Origin of the sequence: Micromonospora sp. NPDC053740, assembly GCF_040677775.1 — a bacterium.
Classification (GTDB): domain Bacteria; phylum Actinomycetota; class Actinomycetes; order Mycobacteriales; family Micromonosporaceae; genus Micromonospora; species Micromonospora alfalfae.
The window spans coordinates 376,185-395,954 of the sequence record NZ_JBFASO010000005.1 but is presented as its reverse complement, the minus strand read 5'-3'; the positions used below and the strand labels follow the sequence as shown (position 1 = coordinate 395,954).

Genomic DNA, 19,770 nt, shown 5'->3' with positions numbered 1-19,770 from the left:
GCGGGCCTGGCCGCCGGAGCTGCGCAGTTCCAACACACGACCGGACTGGCATCCCCCGCCCCCCGCCCCTCGCCCCCCGCGATCTTGCAGTTTGTGTTGGCCGAATGTCGGACCTGTGCATATTGGTCCGGGCAGAAAGTGCAAGATCGCGGGGATTCGGGGCGGCGGGGACGGGTATGCGGGCGCCCGGAGGTGGGGGACATGGCTTCTGGTGGGGCTCGTAAGGGGATCTGGATCGCGGTGGCGGTGGCGATCATCATCGTCATCATCGTGCTGATCGCGATCGCGTCCGGCGGCGACGGAGGCGGAAACGGGTACTGACGCGTCGTGGCCGGGGTGCCGGGGCGTATCCGGCGGCGAGCATCGAACGGGTATATAACAGTCGGCATGGCCGAGCAGACCGGGAGTGCTCCGGGCGCCCAGCGGTTCATCCCGCCCGACGCCGACACCATCGACGACCTGCGTACCGCCGCCGGCGCCTGCCGGGGCTGCGAGCTGTACCGGGACGCCTCGCAGACGGTCTTCGGCCGGGGTGACGAGAGCGCCCGCGTGGTGCTGGTCGGCGAGCAGCCCGGCGACATGGAGGACCAGAAGGGGCTGCCCTTCGTCGGCCCGGCCGGACGCCTGCTGCGCCGCGCGGTCGACGACGCCGGGCTGGACCCGGGTCACCTATACCTCACCAATGCCGTAAAACACTTCCGCTTTGAGCTGCGTGGCAAGCGGCGGATCCACCAGACCCCGGACCAGGTGCACATCACCGCCTGCCGTCCCTGGTTGGTCGCCGAGTTCGCCCGGCTGCGTCCGGAGATCGTGGTGGTGCTCGGCGCTACCGCCGCCAAGGCGCTGCTCGGCCCGTCCTTCCGGGTCACCCGGCAGCGGGGCGAGCTGCTGCCCTGGCCGGAGTCGGCCCAACACCCCGCGGACTTCGAGCAGGTGCCGGTGGACAACGCCGGAAAGCGGGCCGACGCGCCGCAGGCTCGGCTGCTGGCCACCATCCACCCGTCCGCCGTCCTGCGGGCCGACGACCAGGACAAGGCGTACGAGGGCCTGGTCGCCGACCTCACCGTCGTCACCCGCGCCCTGCCCGGCTGACCGGCGACCCGCGAGCGGCAGTGCGCGCCGCAGTGACCTGTTCAGATCTTGGACACTTTCCGTCAGCCGATGACGGAAACTGTCCAAGATTGACAGTGCGTCGCGGATCGCGTGCGTGGGTAACGGGGGTCGATGGACGTAGACAATGTGGAGCGTCGTGCGGATGCGCCGGCAGTGGCCGCCGGGCGTCGCGGGGGAGTGAGGCGGTTCTTCGAGCGGGCGACCGGTTTGCAGCTCATGGCCGTGTACTGGGTGCCGATGACGGTGCTCATCGGGCTGCCGCTGCGCTGGCTCTTCGACCGACAGGAGTCACTTGTCGAGGCCGTACTGGGCGCCGCTCTGAACACCGTCTGGATCGGCCCCTCGATCTATCTGGGGCAGCGCGCGGTGGGCGAGGCCCGGCAGGATCCCGAGGGGTACCCGTTGCGCCAGGCAGTGCGCACCGGCGCCGTGCCCGAGGACGACACGGTACGGGCCGACCTGCCCGGCTATCTCGCCGGGCAGCGGCGGGCCACCTGGGCGGCGCTGCTGTCCGTCCTGGGCATCTCCCTCGGGCTGATCCTGCTGGCTCTGCTCGCCGCCGACAACGAGGGCTTCGCGGTGATCTTCGGCGTGGTCGCCGCCGTCAGTGCGGCCGTCGCCGCGCTCACACTGACTCGGATCGGTCGGCTGGCATCCCTGCTGGACGCTCCCAACCCACCGGAAACACCAGGATCGCCTGGATAGAACGGCTCAGCCGCCCGCCGTGATCCCGCTGAACACGTCCTTGACGGTGGTCAACAGCGCCGCTCACCCGGCACATGGGTGTGGGCGACCCCGTTCCGGCGAAACCCACTGCCGCTGGTCGGTGCGGGTGCGCGAGGATGAGGCACCCCTTCCGACAGGAGCGCCGATGGCGACCGACCTGACCGCGCCGCGTACCGCAGCCCGACCCGACGTCGCGTCGATCCAGCGGCGTACCCTGCGGCTGCTCTTCACCACCCAGATCATCGGCGGGGTCGGTGTGACCATCGGCATCGCCGTGGGCGCGCTGCTCGCGGCCCGGATCGCCGGGACCGCGGTGGCCGGTGTCGCGCAGAGCGCCGGGGTGGTCGGCGCCGCGCTGCTCGCCGTCCCGGTCACCCGCATCATGGCGCGGCACGGCCGCCGGCCGGGTCTGGTGCTGGCGTACGCGGTAGGCGCCGTCGGTGGCCTGCTGGTGGTGCTGGCCGCTGCCACCCGCTGGGTGCCGCTGCTCTTCCTCGGCATGCTGCTCTTCGGCGGGGGCACCGCAGCGAATCTCCAGGCCCGTTACACGGCGGTGGATCTCGCCGAGCCGGCCCGCCGGGGGCGGCAGCTCTCCCTGATCGTCTGGGCCACCACCATCGGTGCGGTGGCCGCGCCGAACTTCGCCGCGCTGGCCGACCGGGTCACCACCGGCTGGGGGTTGCCCCCGCTGGCCGGCCCGTTCGCGTTCAGCGCGGCAGCGTTCGTGCTGGCTGCCGTCGTACTCCTCGGGTTGCTCCGGCCCGACCCGCTGCTCACGGCGCGGCGGCTCGCGGCGGCCGACGCACCGGCCGCCGATGTGCCGCCGGCCGCCGACGCGACGGCGACAGCGGTGGCGGCCGAGGCGCCGGCGGCAGGTGGCGGCGCGACCTCGGCCGCCGTGCCGGTCGCGCGCCGCGCGCCGCGCGGCGCCGGGATGCGTGCGGCCTGGTCGGTGGTACGCGGACAGCCCGCCGCCCGACTCGGCATCGCCGCCGTGGCGGTGGGTCACCTGGTGATGGTGGCGGTGATGGCGATGACTCCGGTCCGGCTCGGTGAGTCGCACGCCGACGCCGACGTGTTGCGGCTGGTCGGCATCGTGCTGAGCCTGCACATCGCCGGCATGTACGCGTTCTCCCCGGTGGTCGGGTGGCTCACCGACCGGTTCGGTCGACGGGCGGTGATCCTCGGTGGGGTCGGGCTGCTGCTGGCCGCCTGCGCTGTCGCCGGCACCGCCGGGCATCACACGCCTCGACTCTCGGTCGGTCTGGTTCTGCTCGGGTTGGGCTGGTCGGGGACGATGGTGGCCGGCTCGACCCTGCTGTCCGAGTCGGTGGCGGCGGAGGTGCGGCCGAGCGTCCAGGGGCTGTCCGACCTGATCATGGGGTTGGCCGGGGCCGGCGCCGCAGTGGTCAGCGGGTTTGTCATGCAGTTCGCCGGATATCCCGTGCTCACCCTGCTCGCGGCGGTCGCGGCGGTGCCCCTGGTGGCGCTAGCGTTGCGCCCGGTGCCGACCGGGGCACCGGACGAGGAGGGCTGATCACTGTGCGGCTGACCGATTTCTGGACGCGGCTGGACGAGGCGTTCGGGCCCGGCTATGCGGCCAGCATCGCCCGCGATCAGGTGCTGTCCCAGCTCGGCGGGCGGACCATCGAGCAGGCCCTGGCATCGGGGGAGCAGACGCACGTGGTGTGGCGGGCGGTGTGTGCCGCGTACCCCGACCGGGTGCCCGCTCGACTACGCTGAGCAGCCTTTTCGCCGGTTCCGCGTGTCGCTTGTCTAGTCGTACACCTGTTCGGCTATTGTCCACAGCGGGGTGCTCGTCCACAGCTCGCGGCCCGTCGGCTGGTTTTCTGTCGGACCTAGCGCCTAGCGTGTCCGCGTGACGCGAAGCTCAGCAAAGACGCCGGCGAAGGCAGGGGTGGCAACCATGGCAGCAGGGCCTGACCGGGAGAAGGCACTCGACCTTGCTCTCGCTCAGATTGACAAGCAATTCGGCAAGGGCTCGGTGATGCGGCTGGGTGACCGGCCGGTCGTCCAGACCGCAATCATTCCGACCGGCTCCATCGCGCTCGACGTGGCCCTCGGCATTGGCGGCCTGCCCCGTGGCCGGGTGGTCGAGATCTACGGCCCCGAGTCCAGCGGTAAGACCACCGTGGCACTGCACGCGGTGGCCAACGCCCAGCGCAACGGCGGCATCGCCGCCTTCATCGACGCCGAGCACGCGCTCGACCCGGAGTACGCGAAGGCCCTCGGCGTCGACACCGACGCGATGCTGGTCTCCCAGCCGGACACCGGCGAGCAGGCGCTGGAGATCGCGGACATGCTGATCCGCTCCGGCGCTCTGGACATCATCGTGATCGACTCGGTGGCGGCCCTGGTGCCACGCGCCGAGATCGAGGGCGAGATGGGCGACAGCCACGTGGGCCTCCAGGCCCGGCTGATGAGCCAGGCGCTTCGGAAGATCACCGGTGTGCTCAGCAACACCGGCACCACGGCGATCTTCATCAACCAGCTGCGGGAAAAGATCGGCGTCATGTTCGGCAGCCCGGAGACCACCACCGGTGGTCGGGCGCTGAAGTTCTACGCCTCGGTCCGGCTCGACGTGCGACGCATCGAGAGCCTCAAGGACGGCACCGACGTGGTCGGTAACCGCACCCGGGTCAAGGTCGTGAAGAACAAGGTCGCCGCGCCGTTCAAGCAGGCCGAGTTCGACATCATGTACGGCAAGGGCATCTCGCGTGAGGGCTCGCTGATCGACGTCGGCGTGGAGCAGGCGATCATCCGCAAGTCCGGAGCGTGGTACACGTACGACGGCGACCAGCTCGGCCAGGGCAAGGAGAAGGCCCGGGAGTTCCTGAAGGAAAACCCGGACGTGGCCGCCGAGATCGAGAAGAAGATCCTGGAGAAGCTCGGCGTCGGGGTCGGCGCGGGTGACGCCGCCGGTGGCCCGGAGCTGCCGCCGGTCGACTTCTGACCGGTCGCTGACCCATGGCAGGACGACGCGCTCGTACGGGGCGGGGCTGGGATGCCAGTCCGCCTCGTACGGGCGACGCCACCGATGCGCCCCGCCCTCGACGAGGCCGCCGGGGTCGGTCCGAGGAGGCCGACACCGTCGAGTCTCCGGCCCCTCCGCGCGACGAGTCCGAGTTGGCCCGCGAGATCTGCCTGCGCCAGCTTGCCGTCCGGCCCCGCACCCGGGCCGAGCTGGCCGGGGCGTTGGCCAAGCGGGGCATCTCCGAGGAGGTCTCGGCCGAGGTGCTCGACCGGTATGACGAGGTCGGCATCATCGACGACGCCGCGTTCGCCCGGGCCTGGGTGTCCAGTCGGCACGCCGGGCGCGGCCTCGCTCGCCGGGCGCTCGCCAACGAGCTGCGCCGCAAGGGCGTGGACGGCGAGGTGGCCACCGAGGCGTTGGATGAGCTGGACGAGGAGACCGAGGCGGACACCGCCCGTGGCCTGGTGGAGCGCAAGCTGCGCACGGCCCGGGGCGAGCCGGACGCGGTCTTCCGCCGGCTGGTGGGCATGCTGGCCCGCAAGGGCTACCCGCCTGGTGTGGCCATCCGGGCGGTGAAGGACGCGCTCGCCGCGCAGAGCGCCGAGGCGGCCGAGTTCGCCGAGCAGATCGACGCCGATGCGCTCGCCGACGCCGAGGGCGAGTTGGAGCGCGACAACCGTCTGGTCGAGTGAGCGGTCCGCTGCGACTCCCGATGGAGGTGCGGGCCCGATGTTGAAGGCATGTCTGAACGGTGGGCGCGGCCGGGAGGCCCATCCGGCAGTGCCGCTCACGGCGGCGGAGTTGGCCGCCGATGCGGCCCGCTGCGCGACGCTCGGCGTCGCGGCCGTGCACGTCCATCCCCGGGACGAGGCCGGCGCCGAGTCGCTGCGGCCGGCGGTGATCGCCGACGCGCTGACCGCGATCCGTGCCGCTCGGCCGGGGCTGCCGGTCGGGGTGAGCACCGGCGCCTGGATCACGCCGGATCCGGCTGCCCGCGTGGCCGCCGTCCGGGCCTGGCCGGTGCTGCCCGACTTCGCTTCGGTCAACGTGCACGAGCCCGGTGCCGAGGCGGTCGCGGCCGCCCTGCACGGGCGCGGTGTGCTCGTCGAGGCGGGGCTGTGGACGCTCGACGCGGTAGCGGCGTACCGGCGGTGGCGGGTGCCGGCCGGGCGGGTTCTGGTCGAGTGCATGGCCGAGGACGTGGCTGTCGCGTTGGCGGACGCCTCCCGGATTCTCGCCGCGCTGCCGGCGGGCGCGCCGTCGGTGCTGTTGCACGGCGAGGGTCCGGCGACCTGGCCGGTCCTCGCCGAGGCGGTACGCCGGGGTCTGGGCACCCGAATCGGGCTTGAGGACACTCTGTGTCTGCCGGACGGCTCACCCGCCGCGGACAACGCGGCGCTGGTCGCGGCGGCGGTGGCGGTCGGAGCCAGCTGACCTCTGGTGAGACGGATCAGTCACACCTTGCTCGGTCGTCGCAGTGGCTGACAGCCACCTGAACGGCGCTGAGCAGGCCCGACACGTCCAGGGGGCGGCACACCTCGCGGAGTTTGTCCCTTCCTGTCCGGCGTGATATCAGCACGCGGTGACGGTTCAACTTCTCTCCGTTCGGGGGGTTTGATCATGAGTCCTTGACCAGAGCACCCCCGGCGACCTAGCCTCGCCATACAGGCTCACATTGCCCGACCAGCGCAGGCTAAGCGCACAACATAGATCGCGTAACAGAACAGCATCACTTTGGCCGACTCCGCGGCCTTTGGCGGCAGATCCGGACTGGCCGGTCCGGAACGCTGCGACAACTGCACCCGGTCGCCGACGCTGCCCACGGGCACCGCCGGCGGAGAAAGCTACCCACGGCCAGCCGCTCCGGTCGGGCGTCCACAGCCGCAGGAGTGTGCCCCCGGCACGGTCGCTGCGGTCTCGACGTTAGGGGAGGCGGCCATGGCGGGGCGGCGGCACAGGTTCATCGGTAGACCCGACGGGGTCCCGGCATGAACGCGTTCGACGTCGTGCTCCTCGCGGCCGTCCTCGTCCTCGCGGTGGTGGTGATCGGGGCCGTGCTGGTCGGCATCCGGACACTGCGCCGGGTGGGCGCCGCGCCGGCTCCGGAGGATCCCGCCTTCATCGCCGAGAAGGACCGCCAGGAGCAGTCCCTCGCCGCCCTGCGGACCGCGGCCGACGAGGCGAACAGCACCATCGACGTGGCGAAGTCAGCGGCCGCAGCGGCCCGTACCGAGGCGGCGGCGGCGAAGGCCGAGGCGAAGGCAGCCCGCGCCGAGGCACGTCGGGTCCTCGACGACGCCCGGGCCGAGGCGGACACCGTTCTGGAACGCGCCCACAAGCAGGCCGAGGCGGACGCCGAACAGTTGCGGACGGCAGCCCGGCGCAGCGGCGAGCGGGAGGTCGCGGTGCTCGCCGCCACCACCCGGGAGCAGGCCGCCGAGGTGGAACGTCGGGCCGCTCGGATGGACGAGCGGGAGCGGATGCACACCGAGGAGGTGGAGCGGTTCGCCGAGCGGGAGCGGCAGCTCACCGCCGCGAAGGCCGCCCTCGCCGGCCGGGAGGCCGCGCTCGCCCAGCGGGAGGCCGAGCTGACCGAGTCGGAGGAGCTGCGCCGCCGGGAGCTGGAGCGGGTCGCCGGGCTCACCGCCGACTCCGCCCGACTGGAGCTGGTCGAGGCCATCGAGACGTCTGCCAAGCGGGAAGCGGCGCTGCTCGTGCGGGACATCGAGTCCGACGCGCGCAACACCGCCGAGCAGCGGGCCCGGCACATAGTGGTGGACGCGATCCAGCGGGTCGCCAGCGAACAGACCGCGGAGAGCGTGGTCAGCGTCCTGCACCTGCCCGGTGACGAGATGAAGGGGCGGATCATCGGCCGGGAGGGACGCAACATCCGCGCCTTCGAGTCGGTGACCGGCGTCAACCTGATCATCGACGACACCCCCGAGGCGGTGCTGCTCTCCTGCTTCGACCCGGTCCGTCGCGAGGTGGGCCGGGTGACCCTGGAGAAGCTGGTCCTGGACGGGCGCATCCACCCGCACCGGATCGAGGAGGTCTACGACCTGGCTCGGCAGGAGGTGGAGCAGCTCTGCCTCCGCGCCGCCGAGGACGCCCTGGTCGAGGTCGGGATCACCGAGATCCACCCGGAGCTGGTGACCCTGCTCGGCCGGCTGCGCTACCGCACCTCGTACGGGCAGAACGTGCTCAAGCACCTGGTCGAGACCGCCCACATCGCCGGCATCATGGCCGCCGAGCTGCGGTTGGACGTGCCCATCATCAAACGGTCGGCGTTCCTGCACGACATCGGCAAGGCGCTCACCCACGAGGTGGAGGGCAGCCACGCCATCATCGGCGCGGACCTGGCCCGCAAGTACGGCGAGCACGAGGACGTGGTGCACGCCATCGAGGCGCACCACAACGAGGTGCCCCCGCAGACCATCGAGGCCGTGCTCACCCAGGCTTCCGACGCCTGCTCGGGTGGGCGGCCGGGCGCGCGCCGGGAGAGCCTGGAGGCGTACGTCAAGCGGCTGGAGCGGATCGAGGAGATCGCCGCCGGCAAGCTCGGCGTGGACAAGGTCTTCGCCATGCAGGCCGGCCGCGAGATCCGGGTGATGGTCAAGCCGGACGACGTCGACGACATCGGGGCGGCAGTGCTGGCCCGCGACGTGGCCAAGCAGATCGAGGAGGAGCTGACCTACCCGGGTCAGATCCGGGTCACAGTGGTCCGCGAGTCCCGGGTCACCGAGATCGCCCGCTGACCGCTTCGCTGTGTCGACGACGGTTCACCGGGCGCATCTGAGACTGCGCGGTTTCTACGGCGCGTGGCGATTGTCGGATGTGGTGCAGGACGAGGATCTCCCGCACTTGCGGGGTGCGGCATGGGCGGCGGTGCAGCCTGAGCAGAATCGTGGAGGGGGAAACAGAATAGGTCGGTCTCCTGGTCGACGCATTGGGCCTTGGTTAAATGCTGTCGCACCTCAGGCCCCGGCCTCATCGATTTTCAAGACTCGTGAAACTCGCCTGACCTGCAAGGAGTCGGCTCGGCAAGCTTTTCACCGAGACAGTCACATCGTCGCTGCCCTTGACGGCAATAAATATTGCACATAGGGTTGCAGGATGAAAATTCACAAGAGCAATTTTCGGCGCCTCCGTCCGCTGCTCTCGGCAATTTTCGCGGCTACTGTTCTAATGATGGTCCCGGCTTCCCCCGCGCTGGCGGCCGGGGCGGCCGCCGACCCAGATTATCGCGTTCAAGCTTCCTCGAACTTCTCGGTGGAGGTTTCACCGCTCGATACCGGTAAATGCGCCGGCTGGGCCTGGATCGGCCAAACGTGGAACGGCTACATCGAGGCCTCTACTAGGGTCACATGTTCGGGTGAGCAACTTGGCTACACCAGTCGCGCCAGAATCGCGACCGCCCAGGTCGGCGGAATTGTGACAACGCATGAGACTGGATGCGGAAGAGGCAAGTCGTGCATTTCGAGTGTAAGCACTGCTGGCTCTAATGGTCGGAAGTACTGCAACCAGGCATTCGCTGCGACCCTCGGAATGACTACCAGGGAAGGTTTCGCGACTCCCTGTATCAACACGTAGTCATCACCTTTCTTGGAGTGGCCGACGTGGTTGGCGGTCCAGACGCGGCCGGATCTGTCGCGGTGCAATGAAAAGACGCAGAACCTCGCTATGAAGGTAGTCCTTCCCGGGATCACCGTCATCGAGGTTCTGCGTCGCTGCGAATTCATATACACCGCCATCCTGCCCGTACGCGAGGCGACCGTCTCGTTCCTGTCCGGCCTTCCGCACGTCGAAGGGCAGCGGCTGGCCACCCGCGCCGGGACCCGGTCGTTGGGCTGTTTCAAGCAGGCTGCCCTGGTGATCCGGTGGATGGTCGACGGCACCCGCATCTCGCAACTGGCCAAGGACAACACGATCAGCCGGCCGACCGGGTGCGCGTACCTGCTTGAGGGCCTCACCGTGCTCGCCGCCCAGGCGCCCGGTCTGCACTCGGTGTTGCTGGCCGCGAAGATGGCTGGCTACGCCCACGTCAGCATCGACGGCCACACTGATCGAGACCGATCGGCGCCGCGCCACCGGGCCGACGCCAGGGGTGGATCTGTGGCAGTCGGGCAAGCACGACAACCACGGGGGGAACGTGTAGAACAGCACTGCTCCGGACGGGTGGCCGTGTCCCTGGAGCATCGGCCGGATCACCGCCGCAGCCCTGGTCCTGCTCCACATCGACCACGGCCGCACGACGTGATCACACAACGCCACCAACCGTTACTCGGGAAGGCTCAGTGGCCGTGACAAGTCTTCGGATGCACGGGAAGTATTCATCGTGGACGTCGTAATGCGGGCCGCCCGGAAGATCCGGGTGTCCGACGTGGACGACATCGGGGCGGCCGTGCTCTCCCGCGACCTGACCAAGTAGATCGAATAGGAAGTGACCTCCCCGGGGTCCCGAGGTCCCGGGGTCCCGGGGTCCCGAGGTCCCGAGGTCCCGAGGTCCCGAGGTCCCGAGGTCCCGAGGTCACCGGGATCGCCAGCTGACCAGCCTGATCACCACGAATCAGCAATATCGGGGTGCCCCCAAGGACGGAGCACCCCGATATTGAGAACCTCGAGTCGATCACGCGTACGGTGGGCCGGTCAGATCATCCGGGCGGCGTCCTCGCCGGCGTTCTGGGCGGGCAGCACCTTCGCCGCCGTCCGCCGGCTGCGGCCCATCCGCTTCTGCAACCACCAGGCCAGGGCCGACAGCGCGCCGCAGATGGCGATGTAGATCGCCGCCACGATCAGGTACGTCGGCACGTACGGCAGCCCGAACGGCAACCGGCCGCCGATCTGCTTACCCACGAAGAGCAGCTCGGGGTACGTGATGATGAAGCCGAGCGCGGTGTCCTTGAGTAGCACGACGAGCTGACTGACAATCGCCGGGAGCATCGAGCGGACGGCCTGCGGCAGCAGGATCAGCCGCAGCACCTGGTTCTTCCGCATACCGATCGCGTACGCGCCCTCGGTCTGCCCGTACGGCACCGCGTTGATGCCGGCCCGGAAGATCTCCGCGAGCACCGAGCCGTTGTAGAGCATCAGCCCGATGACCAGCGCCCACAGCTTGTCGATCGACCAGCCGTACTGCAACGGAACGTAGTACCCGAAGAAGATCAGGATGAGCAGCGGGATCGCCCGGAACAGCTCGACCACGAAGGTCGCCGGGCTACGCAGGTACCACTTGTCGCTCAGTCGGGCACTGGCGAAGAACGCGCCGAAGATCAGCGCCAGGACTGCGGCGATGCCGGCCGCCTTGAGCGTTGCCCCCAGGCCCCCGAGCAGTTCGCGTTGCACCGAGGCGTACTGGAACTGCTCCCACTTGCGGGCCTCGAACTGACCGGTGTCGGCGAACTTGTAGCCGATGAAGGCGATGAGAGCGATGATGCCGACCGTGGAGGCGACGCCCAGGATCGCGTTACGCCGCTTGGCCCGAGGGCCGGGCAGGTCGTAGAGGATCGACGCCTGGCTCAACTCAGCCACCTTCCGTTCGCGACCGTGGGGTTCCCATGCTCGTTCATCGGGCGACCCTCCACTTGCGCTCCAGGAACCGCTGCAACGCCACCAGCGGCAGGATCAAGATCAGGAAGCCGATGGTGATCCAGAGCAGGACGGCGAACTGCGGCTCGCCTCGTTCGGCCATGTACGCGGGGATCGCGCCGGCCTCCAGCACCGAGAAGCCGGCGGCGATCGTGGTGTTCTTCAGCATCGCGATGAACACGCTCATCATCGGCGGGACCATCGCCCGCAGCGCCTGTGGCAGCACGATGAGGGTGAGCACCTGACCGAAGGTCATGCCCAGCGCGCGGGCCGCCTCGGCCTGCCCCGCGGCGACGGTGTTCACGCCGGAGCGGATCACCTCGCACACGAAGGCGGAGGTGTAGACGGTCAGCGCGACGGCAGCGCTGGAGAAGTACTCGATGTTGACGTCGAGCTTCGGCACCGCGAACACGAGGAACGCGAAGACCAGCGTCAGAGGGGTGTTGCGCACCAGGTTGACGTACGTGGCGCCGAACGCGCGCAGCGCTGGCACGGGGGAGACCCGCATCGCGCCGAGCAGCGTGCCGAGGACGAGGCTGCCGACCGCGGCGATCAGGAAAAGTTTGACGGTGTTGGTGAATCCGTCAACGAACAGTTGCCCGTTGTCCGTCAGTACGCGGAAGAACTCGCCCATGCCTCGCTCTCAGTCCTCGGACGGGCGCCGGACGGGGACGAGCCCCGCCCGGCGCCGCAACTCGTTTCGAGCCGGTCGGTCAGTACCGCTCGAGGGCGGGCGGGGTGCCCGCCGAGCCGGACAGGCCGAGCGTGCCGTCGTAGATCTTCTGCCAGGTGCCGTTGCTGAACGACGCCTCGATCTGGTTGTTGACGTAGTCGCGCAGCGCCTTGTCGTCCTTGGGCAGGCCGATGCCGTACTTCTCGGTGCTGAACGGCTGGCCGACCACCTTCAGCTCGGTCGGACTCTGCGCCGCGTAGCCCTTGAGGATGGCGTCGTCGGTGGTGACGGCGTCGACCTTCTTGTCGAGCAACTGCGAGACGCACTCGGAGTAGGTCTTGAACTCGACGATGTTGTCCGGCTCGGTCAGACCCTCGTCGCGGATCTTCTGGATCGGGGTCGAGCCGGTGGCCGAGCAGACCTTCTTGCCCTTGAGGGTGTCCTTGCCGGTGATCGACGACTCGTCCTTACGGACCAGCAGGTCCTGGCCGGCAACGAAGTACGGGCCAGCGAACGAGATGTCGTTCTTGCGCTTGTCGGTGATCGAGTAGGTGCCGACGTAGTAGTCGACCTCACCACCCTTGATCGCGGTCTCCCGGTTGGCCGACGCGATCTCCTTGTACTCGATCTTCGCCGGGTCGATGCCCAGCGTGCTCGCCACGTACTGGGCGATCTCGATGTCGAAGCCGCACCGCTTGCCCTGGGCGTCCTTGTAGCCGAGGTTCGGCTGGTCGAACTTGACGCCGATGGAGACCTTGCCGGCCGCCTTGATCTTCTCGAAGGTCGGGCTGCCAGCGACGGCGGCGTCCGTCTTCGGGGTGAAGGTCGCGCCGGAGCTCTTGCAGTTGTCCCCTTGGGCGGCACCGGAGGCACTGCCGCCCGCGCTCGGGGTCGGCTCACCCTCCTTGCCGCACGCGGCGGCCGACAGGGCGAGGGAGGCCATCATGGCGACCGCCGCCACGCTCTTCATACGCATACTCTTCTCCTTCTTCAACGGAGCCCACCGAGGTGCGGCACGCTCCACTACGGACGCCTAGTGCGTGAGGATCTTGGAGAGGAAGTCCTTCGCCCGATCGCTGCGTGGGTTGTCGAAGAACTCCGCCGGGGAGGCGTCCTCGACGAGCTTGCCGTCGGCCATGAAGATGACCCGGTTGGCCGCGTGCCGGGCGAAGCCCATCTCGTGGGTCACCACGACCATCGTCATGCCGTCGCTGGCCAGCGACGTCATCACGTCGAGCACCTCGCCGACCATCTCCGGGTCCAGCGCGCTGGTCGGCTCGTCGAAGAGCATCGCCTTGGGCTGCATGGCCAGCGCCCGGGCGATGGCCGCCCGCTGCTGCTGGCCGCCGGAGAGCTGGGCCGGGAACTTGTCCGCCTGGTTGGCGATGCCGACCCGGTCGAGCAGGGCCAGGCCGCGCTCGCGGGCGGCGGCCGGCTTCTCCTTGCGGACCTTGATCGGGCCGAGGGTGACGTTCTCCAGGATGGTCTTGTGCGCGAAGAGGTTGAAGGACTGGAACACCATGCCCACCTCGCTGCGCAGCTTCGCGAGGGGCTTGCCCTCGGCCGGCAGCGGCTGACCGTCGAAGGTGATGGTGCCCGAGTTGATCGGTTCCAGTCGGTTGATCGCGCGGCACAGCGTCGACTTGCCGGAGCCGGACGGGCCGATCACCACGACCACCTCGCCCCGACCCACCGACAGTGAGACGTCGTCCAGCACGTGCAGCGGCCCGAACCACTTGTTGACCGCGTCCAGCACGATGAGCGGTTCGCCCGTCGTCACGTCGTCCACCGTCCCCTGTCGTCTCCCGGATCGGGGTCGGTTGACCCCCGGTGCGGCCACTGTAGGCGGCCTGATGTGGCAGAACGCAACCCAGCGGGTCACGGAGCGGTAACACCGGTCACGATCGTTCGGGTGCGTCCGATTTTGGTCACCGGATGGGTCGTGACGGTGGTGATCGTGGCGCGTTGTCGCGATCATGGGTGGATGACCGAACCCGTACGGTTGACCAAGTACGCCCGCGGCGGTGGCTGCGCCTGCAAGATTCCCCCGGGCGAGCTGGAGATCATGGTTGCCGGTCTCGGCCCGGCGACCGGCACTGCCGAGTTGCTGGTCGGGCTGGACCACGGCGACGACGCGGCGGTGGTGCGCCTTGACGAGCGCACCGGCCTGGTCAGCACCGCCGACTTCTTCACCCCGGTGGTCGACGACGCCTATGACTGGGGTCGGATCGCCGCGGCCAACGCGCTCTCCGACGTGTACGCGATGGGCGGCACCCCGCTGGTGGCGCTCAACCTGCTCTGCTGGCCTCGGGACGTGCTGCCGCTGGAGCTGGCCCGTGAGGTGCTGCGCGGCGGCCAGGACGTGGCGCGGGAGGCCGGCTGTCACCTGGCCGGCGGGCACAGCGTGGACGACGACGGCCCGAAGTACGGTCTCGCGGTCACCGGCACGGTCCGGCCGGAGGAGCTGATCACTCTCGACGCCGGACGGGCCGGGGTGCCGTTGTCGCTGACCAAACCGCTCGGGGTGGGTGTGCTGAACACCCGGCACAAGGCGACCGGGGAGAGCTTCCCGGAGGCGGTGGCCACGATGAGCGCGCTCAATCGGGAGGCCGCCCACGCGGCGGTCGCCGCCGGCATTCGGTGCGGCACCGACGTGACCGGGTTCGGGCTGCTCGGGCACGCCTCGAAGCTGGCCCGGGCCAGCCAGGTCACTGTGGCCATCGACACCGCCCGGGTGCCCTATCTGGCCGGCGCCCGGGAGGCGCTGCGCGACGGGTTCGTCAGCGGTGGCAGCCGACGCAACCTGGAGTGGGTGACCCCGTGGACAGACTTCGGCGCGGCGGACGAGGCGGAGCGGCTGCTGCTGGCCGACGCGCAGACCTCCGGTGGCCTGCTGGTCGCCGGCGAGGTGCCCGGCGCTCCGGTGGTGGGCGAGCTGCTGCCCCGCGGGGAGCACCTGGTCGTCCTGCGCTGACCGGGGGCGGCCGACAGGCGGCGGGACACGCGGTGGCGGTGGTGGGGATGGCGCACGGTACCCGATAAACTGTCACCTTCCCGCTACTCCGAGCAATGCCGCTCAGGGAAATTTTGCCCGGAATGGTCACAGACCGGTAACTTGCGCCCGGCTGGGGTCAAATGCCCCCCACCATCGTGTGTAAGGCCCGATCCGGAGGCCGGTGGGGACGAACGCAGCGAGGAGGCGGAATGACCGAGCTGTGGAACTGGAGAATCGACGGGGCTCAACCCGTGGAGGTCTACCCGGCGCTGGCGGAGGCGCTTGGTCGGGTGGTGATGCCGCTGGCGGTGGCCGACCCGGCGCGGCTGCCGGCGTACGCGGTGGTGTGTGACGTCTGGCAGGCGCCGGGCGAATTCGCGACGGTGGTGGACTGCTACGGAGTGCCCGAGGAGCTTTCCGAGCACGCGAGCATCGCCGCACTGGCCCGATTGCTGGGCCGCAACTGCCTGTTGCGCGACGACACGCTCGACGCGGGCCGGCACCTGCTCGTCGCTCCGGACGGCACGGTCCGTCCGGTGCACTTCGACGTGCGGGACACCGAGGACGGTGAGGTGTTCAGCAGGCTGCGGCTCTGCTCGCTGGGTGACCCGGGTTGCCGGGGCTGGTCGCAGTGCCACCGCTCACGCTGGGCACCCGACACTGTCGCTCCGGCGCTCGCCGCGGCCTGACCCTCTCCAGGGTCAGGCCCGGCCGGGTGCCGTGCCGGTCAGCGACGATCAGCTGGCGGCGGTGGCCGACCGGTCGGTGGTGCCCGATCCGGCGCCCCGCACCACCAGTTGGTCGAGCAGGGTGCGCGTCGCCTCGGCCACTGCTGCCACTGCGGCGTCGAACGCGGCAGCGTTGTGCGCGGCGGGCGCCCGGAAACCAGAGATCTTCCGGACGTACTGCAACGCTGCCGCCTCGACGTCCGCGTCGGTCACCTGCGGGGTGAACGGCTCACGCAGTGTCTTGATGCTCCGGCACATGTGAGTTCCTCCTCGGTTGGTGCGCTACTTGACCAACGATGACATCGTTGGGGCTGTTGCCTATTCTGGTGGCGCGTCAGGGCCCTCGGGCCGTCCATCACACCTCCCGTGGCGTGTCCGCGGGACCCGGAGAATCATTGTGGACAACGCATCCACCCGCCCATCCCGTCCGGGCCTGGCCGACTTCACACGGAGCCTGGACACCCCGCTGGACCTGCTCGCCGTCACGCACGCTGATCTGGTCGAGGCGGTCCGGCGGCATGTCGTCGCGGATGAGCTGGTGCCCTCCGGCACGGTGCCCGTGGCCGCCTTCAACTCGGCCATCTGAATGGCGGGCTGTCGGTGCGGTCCCTCCGCAGCGGGCGGGTCATGCCGACGGATCAGCCAGTTCGTGCTGAAGGTTCACAGCCGGTGCGACCTCAGCTGCGACCACTGCTACGTCTACCAGCACGCCGACCAGACCTGGCGTGGTCGACCGGTGCGGATGCCGCTGGCCACGGTTCGGGCGGTCGCACAGCGGATCGCCGAGCATGCCCGCGAGCACGAGTTGCCGGTCGTGCACGTGGTGCTGCACGGAGGTGAGCCGTTGCTGCTGGGGGCCGCGGGATTACGGGAGGTGATGGCCGAACTGCGCGCGGCGATCACCCAGTGGACGCGACTCGACCTGCGCATGCAGACCAACGGCGTGCTGCTCGACGAGGAACTGTGCCGGTTGTTCGTCGAGTTCGACGTGCGGGTCGGTGTGTCCTTCGACGGCGACCGGGCCGCAAATGACCGCCACCGGGTCTTCGCCCACGGCGGGAGCAGCCACGACCACGTCCGGCGGGCGCTGGCCCTGCTCCGTCGGCCGGAGCACCGCGCCAGCTACGCCGGCATCCTCTGCACGATCGACGTCCGCAACGATCCCGACCTGGTGTACGAGGCGCTGCTGGCCGAGAGCCCGCCCCGCGTCGACCTGTTGCTGCCCCACGCCACCTGGGACCATCCGCCGGAGCGTCCAGGCCCCGAGCCCACCCCGTACGCGGACTGGCTGGGGCGGATTCACCGGCGGTGGGTGGACGACGGTCGGCCGATGTCGATCCGGATGTTCGAGGCGCTGCGCCCGGGTGGCAGCGGCACCGAGGCGTTCGGCCTCGCACCAGCCGATGTCCTGGTCGTCGAGGCGGACGGGACCTGGGAGCAGGTCGACTCACTGAAGACCGCGTACCACGGCGCGGCCGGCACCGGTTTCGACGTGTTCGACCACTCGGTGGACGAGGTCACGCGGCACCCCGGGGTCGCGGTACGGCAGGACGGCGTGGCCGGGCTCTGCGCGACCTGTCGGGCCTGCCGGGTGGTCGACAGGTGCGGCGGTGGCCTGTACGCGCACCGGTGGCGGACCGGCTCCGGCTTCGACAACCCCTCGGTGTACTGCGCCGACCTGCTGCGCCTGATCGACACGGTGGACGCCTACCCGCCGCCCACCCCAACGGTCCCGGCCGACGGGTCGACCACCTCGCCCGTCGACGAGTTGCTGGACGACCTGGCGACCGGGCACGGGTCTGCGTCGACGCTCGCGCTGCTCGCCGCCACCCAGCTCTCCATCACCCGGGCGCTGCTGGCGGCCTCCCGGGACGGATCCGGCAGCACGCCCGCCTGGGAACTGCTCGTGCACCTCGACCAGTCGGCGTCGGAGGCGGTCCGCGCGATCCTGGCGCACCCCTTCGTCCGGCCGGGGCTGGTGCGTCGCCTTCACTCGCCGGCCCCGCCCGGCCTCGGCGCGGCAGTCGACCCACTGCCGGCGCTGGCCATCGCCGCGGCGCTGCGGGCCGGCGTCCCGGCCGCGTTGCACGTCCCGGTACAGGCCGACACGATCACGTTTCCCGCGCTCGGCAGCCTGGTGCTGCCCGGTCTGGGGGAGAGCGCCGAGGTGACCGTCCGACCCGGCGAGTTCCGGGTCCGGGGTGGGTCGGTCGAGCAGACGGTGCTCCTCGATCCGATGGCGCCGCCGTCGACCGGATGGTTTCCGACCCGCGACGTGCCGGTGCCCGGTGGCCGGCTGCTCCTTGAGGACGGTGACCCGTACCGCGACTGCTACGGCCAGCCGGTCCAGTCCCGCATGGACGGTCCGGCGGCACGCGCGTTGGGCCGTACCCTGGCCGAGGCCTGGCGGGTCGTGCACCGGGACGTGCCGGCGCACGCGGCGGCGCTCGACGGCGGCCTGCGTGCCGTCGTTCCACTGGCGCCCGACCCGGCGCGACCCCTGCGAAGTGCCACCGCCCGGCACGCGTTCGGCGCTGTCGCCGTCACCCCCCACTCCGACCCGGAGACGATGGCGGTGCTGCTCGTGCACGAGTGGCAGCACGCGAAGCTGGGGGCGGTTCTCGACCTGTACGACCTTGTCGAACCGGGCCAGGGCGCCCAGATCCGGGTGCCGTGGCGCCCCGACCCGCGGCCACCGGAGGGCGTCCTGCAGGGCGTCTACGCCCACCTCGCCATCACCCAGGTCTGGCAGTCCCGGGCGGCCGCCGACCCTGGCGACGCGTCGGCGAACGCGGCCCAGTTCCTGGCGTGGACCCGGGACGGTGCGGACGCGCTGCTGGCCAGCCGGTCGCTCACCGCGGCCGGTGAGCGGTTCGTCGGCCAGCTGCGCCACGCACTGGAGGAAACCCGTGCAGGGTCCGGCTGAGCGCGAGCCGTCCACACTGGGCCGTCTCCGCCTCGCCGATGATCTGCGGGCATTGGGCGTCCGCCCTGGTGCGTGCCTGCTGGTGCACTGTGCCCTGCGCCGGGTAGGCCCGTTGACGCACGGCCCGGCGACCCTCGCCGGTGCCCTGCGGGACGTCCTCGGCCCGGCTGGCACGCTCCTGGTGCCCACCCAGACCGACGGCAACTCGACCACCTCCCGGGCCCACCTGGCGGCAACCGCCAGGATGGACCGTGCGCAGCGCGAGCGGTACGAGGCGGCGCTGCCGGGCTGGGACCGCCGGACCACCCCGTCGCAGCGGATGGGGGCGCTCGCCGAGTACGTCCGGTGTGCCCCCGGTGCCGTGCGTAGCGACCACCCCCAGACTTCGTTCGCCGCGCTCGGCCCGCAGGCCCGGCAGCTCACCGACAACCATGACCTCACCTGCCACCTGGGAGAACGCTCACCGATGGGCGAGCTCTACGCGGCGGACGGGCAGATCCTGCTGCTCGGCCTCGGCTACGAGGCGTGCACTGCCCTGCACCTGGCTGAGTACCGGCTTCCGGTGCCGCCGCCCCTGCGCGACTACCAGTGCTTCCGGCTTGTCGACGGGCGGCGGGTCCGCCTCGACTTCCGGGCTCTCGACCTGGACGACCGGGACTTCCCGGCGGTGGGTGCCACGCTCGACGAGACGCCGTTGGTGCGGCACGGTCGGGTGGGGCGGGCGAGCGCGCGCCTGCTGCCAGTGCGTGCCACCGTGGACTTCGCGATCGACTGGTTCAACGTGCACCGTCTTGCGGTGCGCCGGTGAACCAGGAGGGCGGCACCGCTGAGCGCCGCAGAGCCTGCCCTGGACCCTTACCTGGGCGCACAGCCGCCAATTGGTCGGATGTACGACACCAGCGGTCTCGTCCGATTCCTCGGACTCGGCAGAGACCCGTGCGGCGTGCTGCCGATACCCGCCACAGTGGCCTTCGTCGTAGAGTGACGAGGCGGCAACCGGCTCTGCCCTCGGCATTGACGAACGCCTTA

18 protein-coding genes and 1 pseudogene are annotated in these 19,770 nt (G+C 70.3%); 14 read left to right on the top strand and 5 right to left on the bottom strand.

Going from position 1 to position 19,770, the window contains the following annotated elements; translation table 11 throughout:
- Positions 1-387 precede the first annotated feature (387 nt).
- The 9 genes and pseudogenes from AB0K35_RS16965 to AB0K35_RS16925 all read left to right on the top strand — a co-directional run.
- Positions 388-1,092 (top strand): UdgX family uracil-DNA binding protein, encoded by a 705-nt coding sequence (locus AB0K35_RS16965; protein ID WP_363886082.1) that lies wholly within the window; start codon positions 388-390, stop codon positions 1,090-1,092.
- A 132-nt stretch (positions 1,093-1,224) separates the two neighbouring features.
- Complete coding sequence (locus AB0K35_RS16960; protein ID WP_363886079.1) at positions 1,225-1,818, top strand: hypothetical protein; 594 nt, start codon at positions 1,225-1,227, stop codon at positions 1,816-1,818.
- A gap of 166 nt (positions 1,819-1,984) precedes the next feature.
- The gene (locus AB0K35_RS16955) at positions 1,985-3,376 is read left to right on the top strand and encodes an MFS transporter (RefSeq protein WP_363886076.1); all 1,392 of its coding nucleotides are present in this window, start codon (positions 1,985-1,987) and stop codon (positions 3,374-3,376) included.
- 5 nt (positions 3,377-3,381) lie between these two features.
- Entirely contained in the window at positions 3,382-3,582 is a 201-nt protein-coding gene (locus tag AB0K35_RS16950) for a DUF3046 domain-containing protein (protein WP_030489422.1), read from the top strand.
- Between the two features lie 184 nt (positions 3,583-3,766).
- Positions 3,767-4,813: a recombinase RecA gene (gene recA / locus AB0K35_RS16945; protein WP_007456801.1), complete on the top strand. Its 1,047-nt coding sequence runs from the start codon at positions 3,767-3,769 to the stop codon at positions 4,811-4,813.
- Positions 4,814-4,827: 14 nt separating this feature from the next.
- Positions 4,828-5,526: a regulatory protein RecX gene (locus tag AB0K35_RS16940; RefSeq protein WP_238671801.1), complete on the top strand. Its 699-nt coding sequence runs from the start codon at positions 4,828-4,830 to the stop codon at positions 5,524-5,526.
- Positions 5,527-5,563: 37 nt separating this feature from the next.
- Positions 5,564-6,268, top strand: coding sequence for a 3-keto-5-aminohexanoate cleavage protein (locus tag AB0K35_RS16935; protein ID WP_363886073.1), 705 nt, complete (start codon positions 5,564-5,566; stop codon positions 6,266-6,268).
- Positions 6,269-6,822: 554 nt separating this feature from the next.
- Entirely contained in the window at positions 6,823-8,589 is a 1,767-nt protein-coding gene (gene rny / locus AB0K35_RS16930) for a ribonuclease Y (RefSeq protein WP_357362532.1), read from the top strand.
- 925 nt (positions 8,590-9,514) lie between these two features.
- Positions 9,515-9,986: pseudogene (locus AB0K35_RS16925) on the top strand (hypothetical protein); the annotation flags it as partial.
- A gap of 494 nt (positions 9,987-10,480) precedes the next feature.
- On the opposite strand, the gene AB0K35_RS16920 reads toward AB0K35_RS16925, so the two are convergent.
- The 4 genes from AB0K35_RS16920 to AB0K35_RS16905 form a co-directional block, all read right to left on the bottom strand.
- Positions 10,481-11,362 (bottom strand): amino acid ABC transporter permease, encoded by an 882-nt coding sequence (locus AB0K35_RS16920; RefSeq protein WP_363886071.1) that lies wholly within the window; start codon positions 11,360-11,362, stop codon positions 10,481-10,483.
- 34 nt (positions 11,363-11,396) lie between these two features.
- On the bottom strand, positions 11,397-12,053 hold the full coding sequence (locus AB0K35_RS16915) for an amino acid ABC transporter permease (RefSeq protein ID WP_363886069.1): 657 nt from the start codon (positions 12,051-12,053) through the stop codon (positions 11,397-11,399).
- 79 nt (positions 12,054-12,132) lie between these two features.
- The gene (locus AB0K35_RS16910) at positions 12,133-13,068 is read right to left on the bottom strand and encodes a glutamate ABC transporter substrate-binding protein (protein WP_238671806.1); all 936 of its coding nucleotides are present in this window, start codon (positions 13,066-13,068) and stop codon (positions 12,133-12,135) included.
- 57 nt (positions 13,069-13,125) lie between these two features.
- The gene (locus AB0K35_RS16905; protein WP_238671807.1) at positions 13,126-13,881 is read right to left on the bottom strand and encodes an amino acid ABC transporter ATP-binding protein; all 756 of its coding nucleotides are present in this window, start codon (positions 13,879-13,881) and stop codon (positions 13,126-13,128) included.
- Positions 13,882-14,076: 195 nt separating this feature from the next.
- Between AB0K35_RS16905 and selD the strand changes: the two genes are divergently transcribed.
- Complete coding sequence (gene selD / locus AB0K35_RS16900) at positions 14,077-15,066, top strand: selenide, water dikinase SelD (protein WP_112586665.1); 990 nt, start codon at positions 14,077-14,079, stop codon at positions 15,064-15,066.
- A 230-nt stretch (positions 15,067-15,296) separates the two neighbouring features.
- On the top strand, positions 15,297-15,776 hold the full coding sequence (locus AB0K35_RS16895; protein WP_238671809.1) for a hypothetical protein: 480 nt from the start codon (positions 15,297-15,299) through the stop codon (positions 15,774-15,776).
- 48 nt (positions 15,777-15,824) lie between these two features.
- Here the strand turns inward: AB0K35_RS16895 and AB0K35_RS16890 are convergent, their stop codons facing one another.
- Positions 15,825-16,073, bottom strand: a complete 249-nt coding sequence (locus AB0K35_RS16890) for a DUF2277 family protein (RefSeq protein ID WP_112676127.1) — start codon at positions 16,071-16,073, stop codon at positions 15,825-15,827.
- A 139-nt stretch (positions 16,074-16,212) separates the two neighbouring features.
- Between AB0K35_RS16890 and AB0K35_RS16885 the strand changes: the two genes are divergently transcribed.
- The 3 genes from AB0K35_RS16885 to AB0K35_RS16875 all read left to right on the top strand — a co-directional run bounded on the left by AB0K35_RS16885 (position 16,213) and on the right by AB0K35_RS16875 (position 19,549).
- Positions 16,213-16,401 (top strand): hypothetical protein, encoded by a 189-nt coding sequence (locus AB0K35_RS16885; protein ID WP_238671810.1) that lies wholly within the window; start codon positions 16,213-16,215, stop codon positions 16,399-16,401.
- A gap of 63 nt (positions 16,402-16,464) precedes the next feature.
- On the top strand, positions 16,465-18,741 hold the full coding sequence (locus AB0K35_RS16880) for an FxsB family cyclophane-forming radical SAM/SPASM peptide maturase (protein WP_363886064.1): 2,277 nt from the start codon (positions 16,465-16,467) through the stop codon (positions 18,739-18,741).
- Positions 18,725-19,549, top strand: a complete 825-nt coding sequence (locus tag AB0K35_RS16875) for an AAC(3) family N-acetyltransferase (RefSeq protein WP_363886062.1) — start codon at positions 18,725-18,727, stop codon at positions 19,547-19,549. The genes AB0K35_RS16880 and AB0K35_RS16875 overlap by 17 nt, the downstream gene beginning before the upstream one ends.
- The last annotated feature ends 221 nt before the right edge of the window (positions 19,550-19,770 follow it).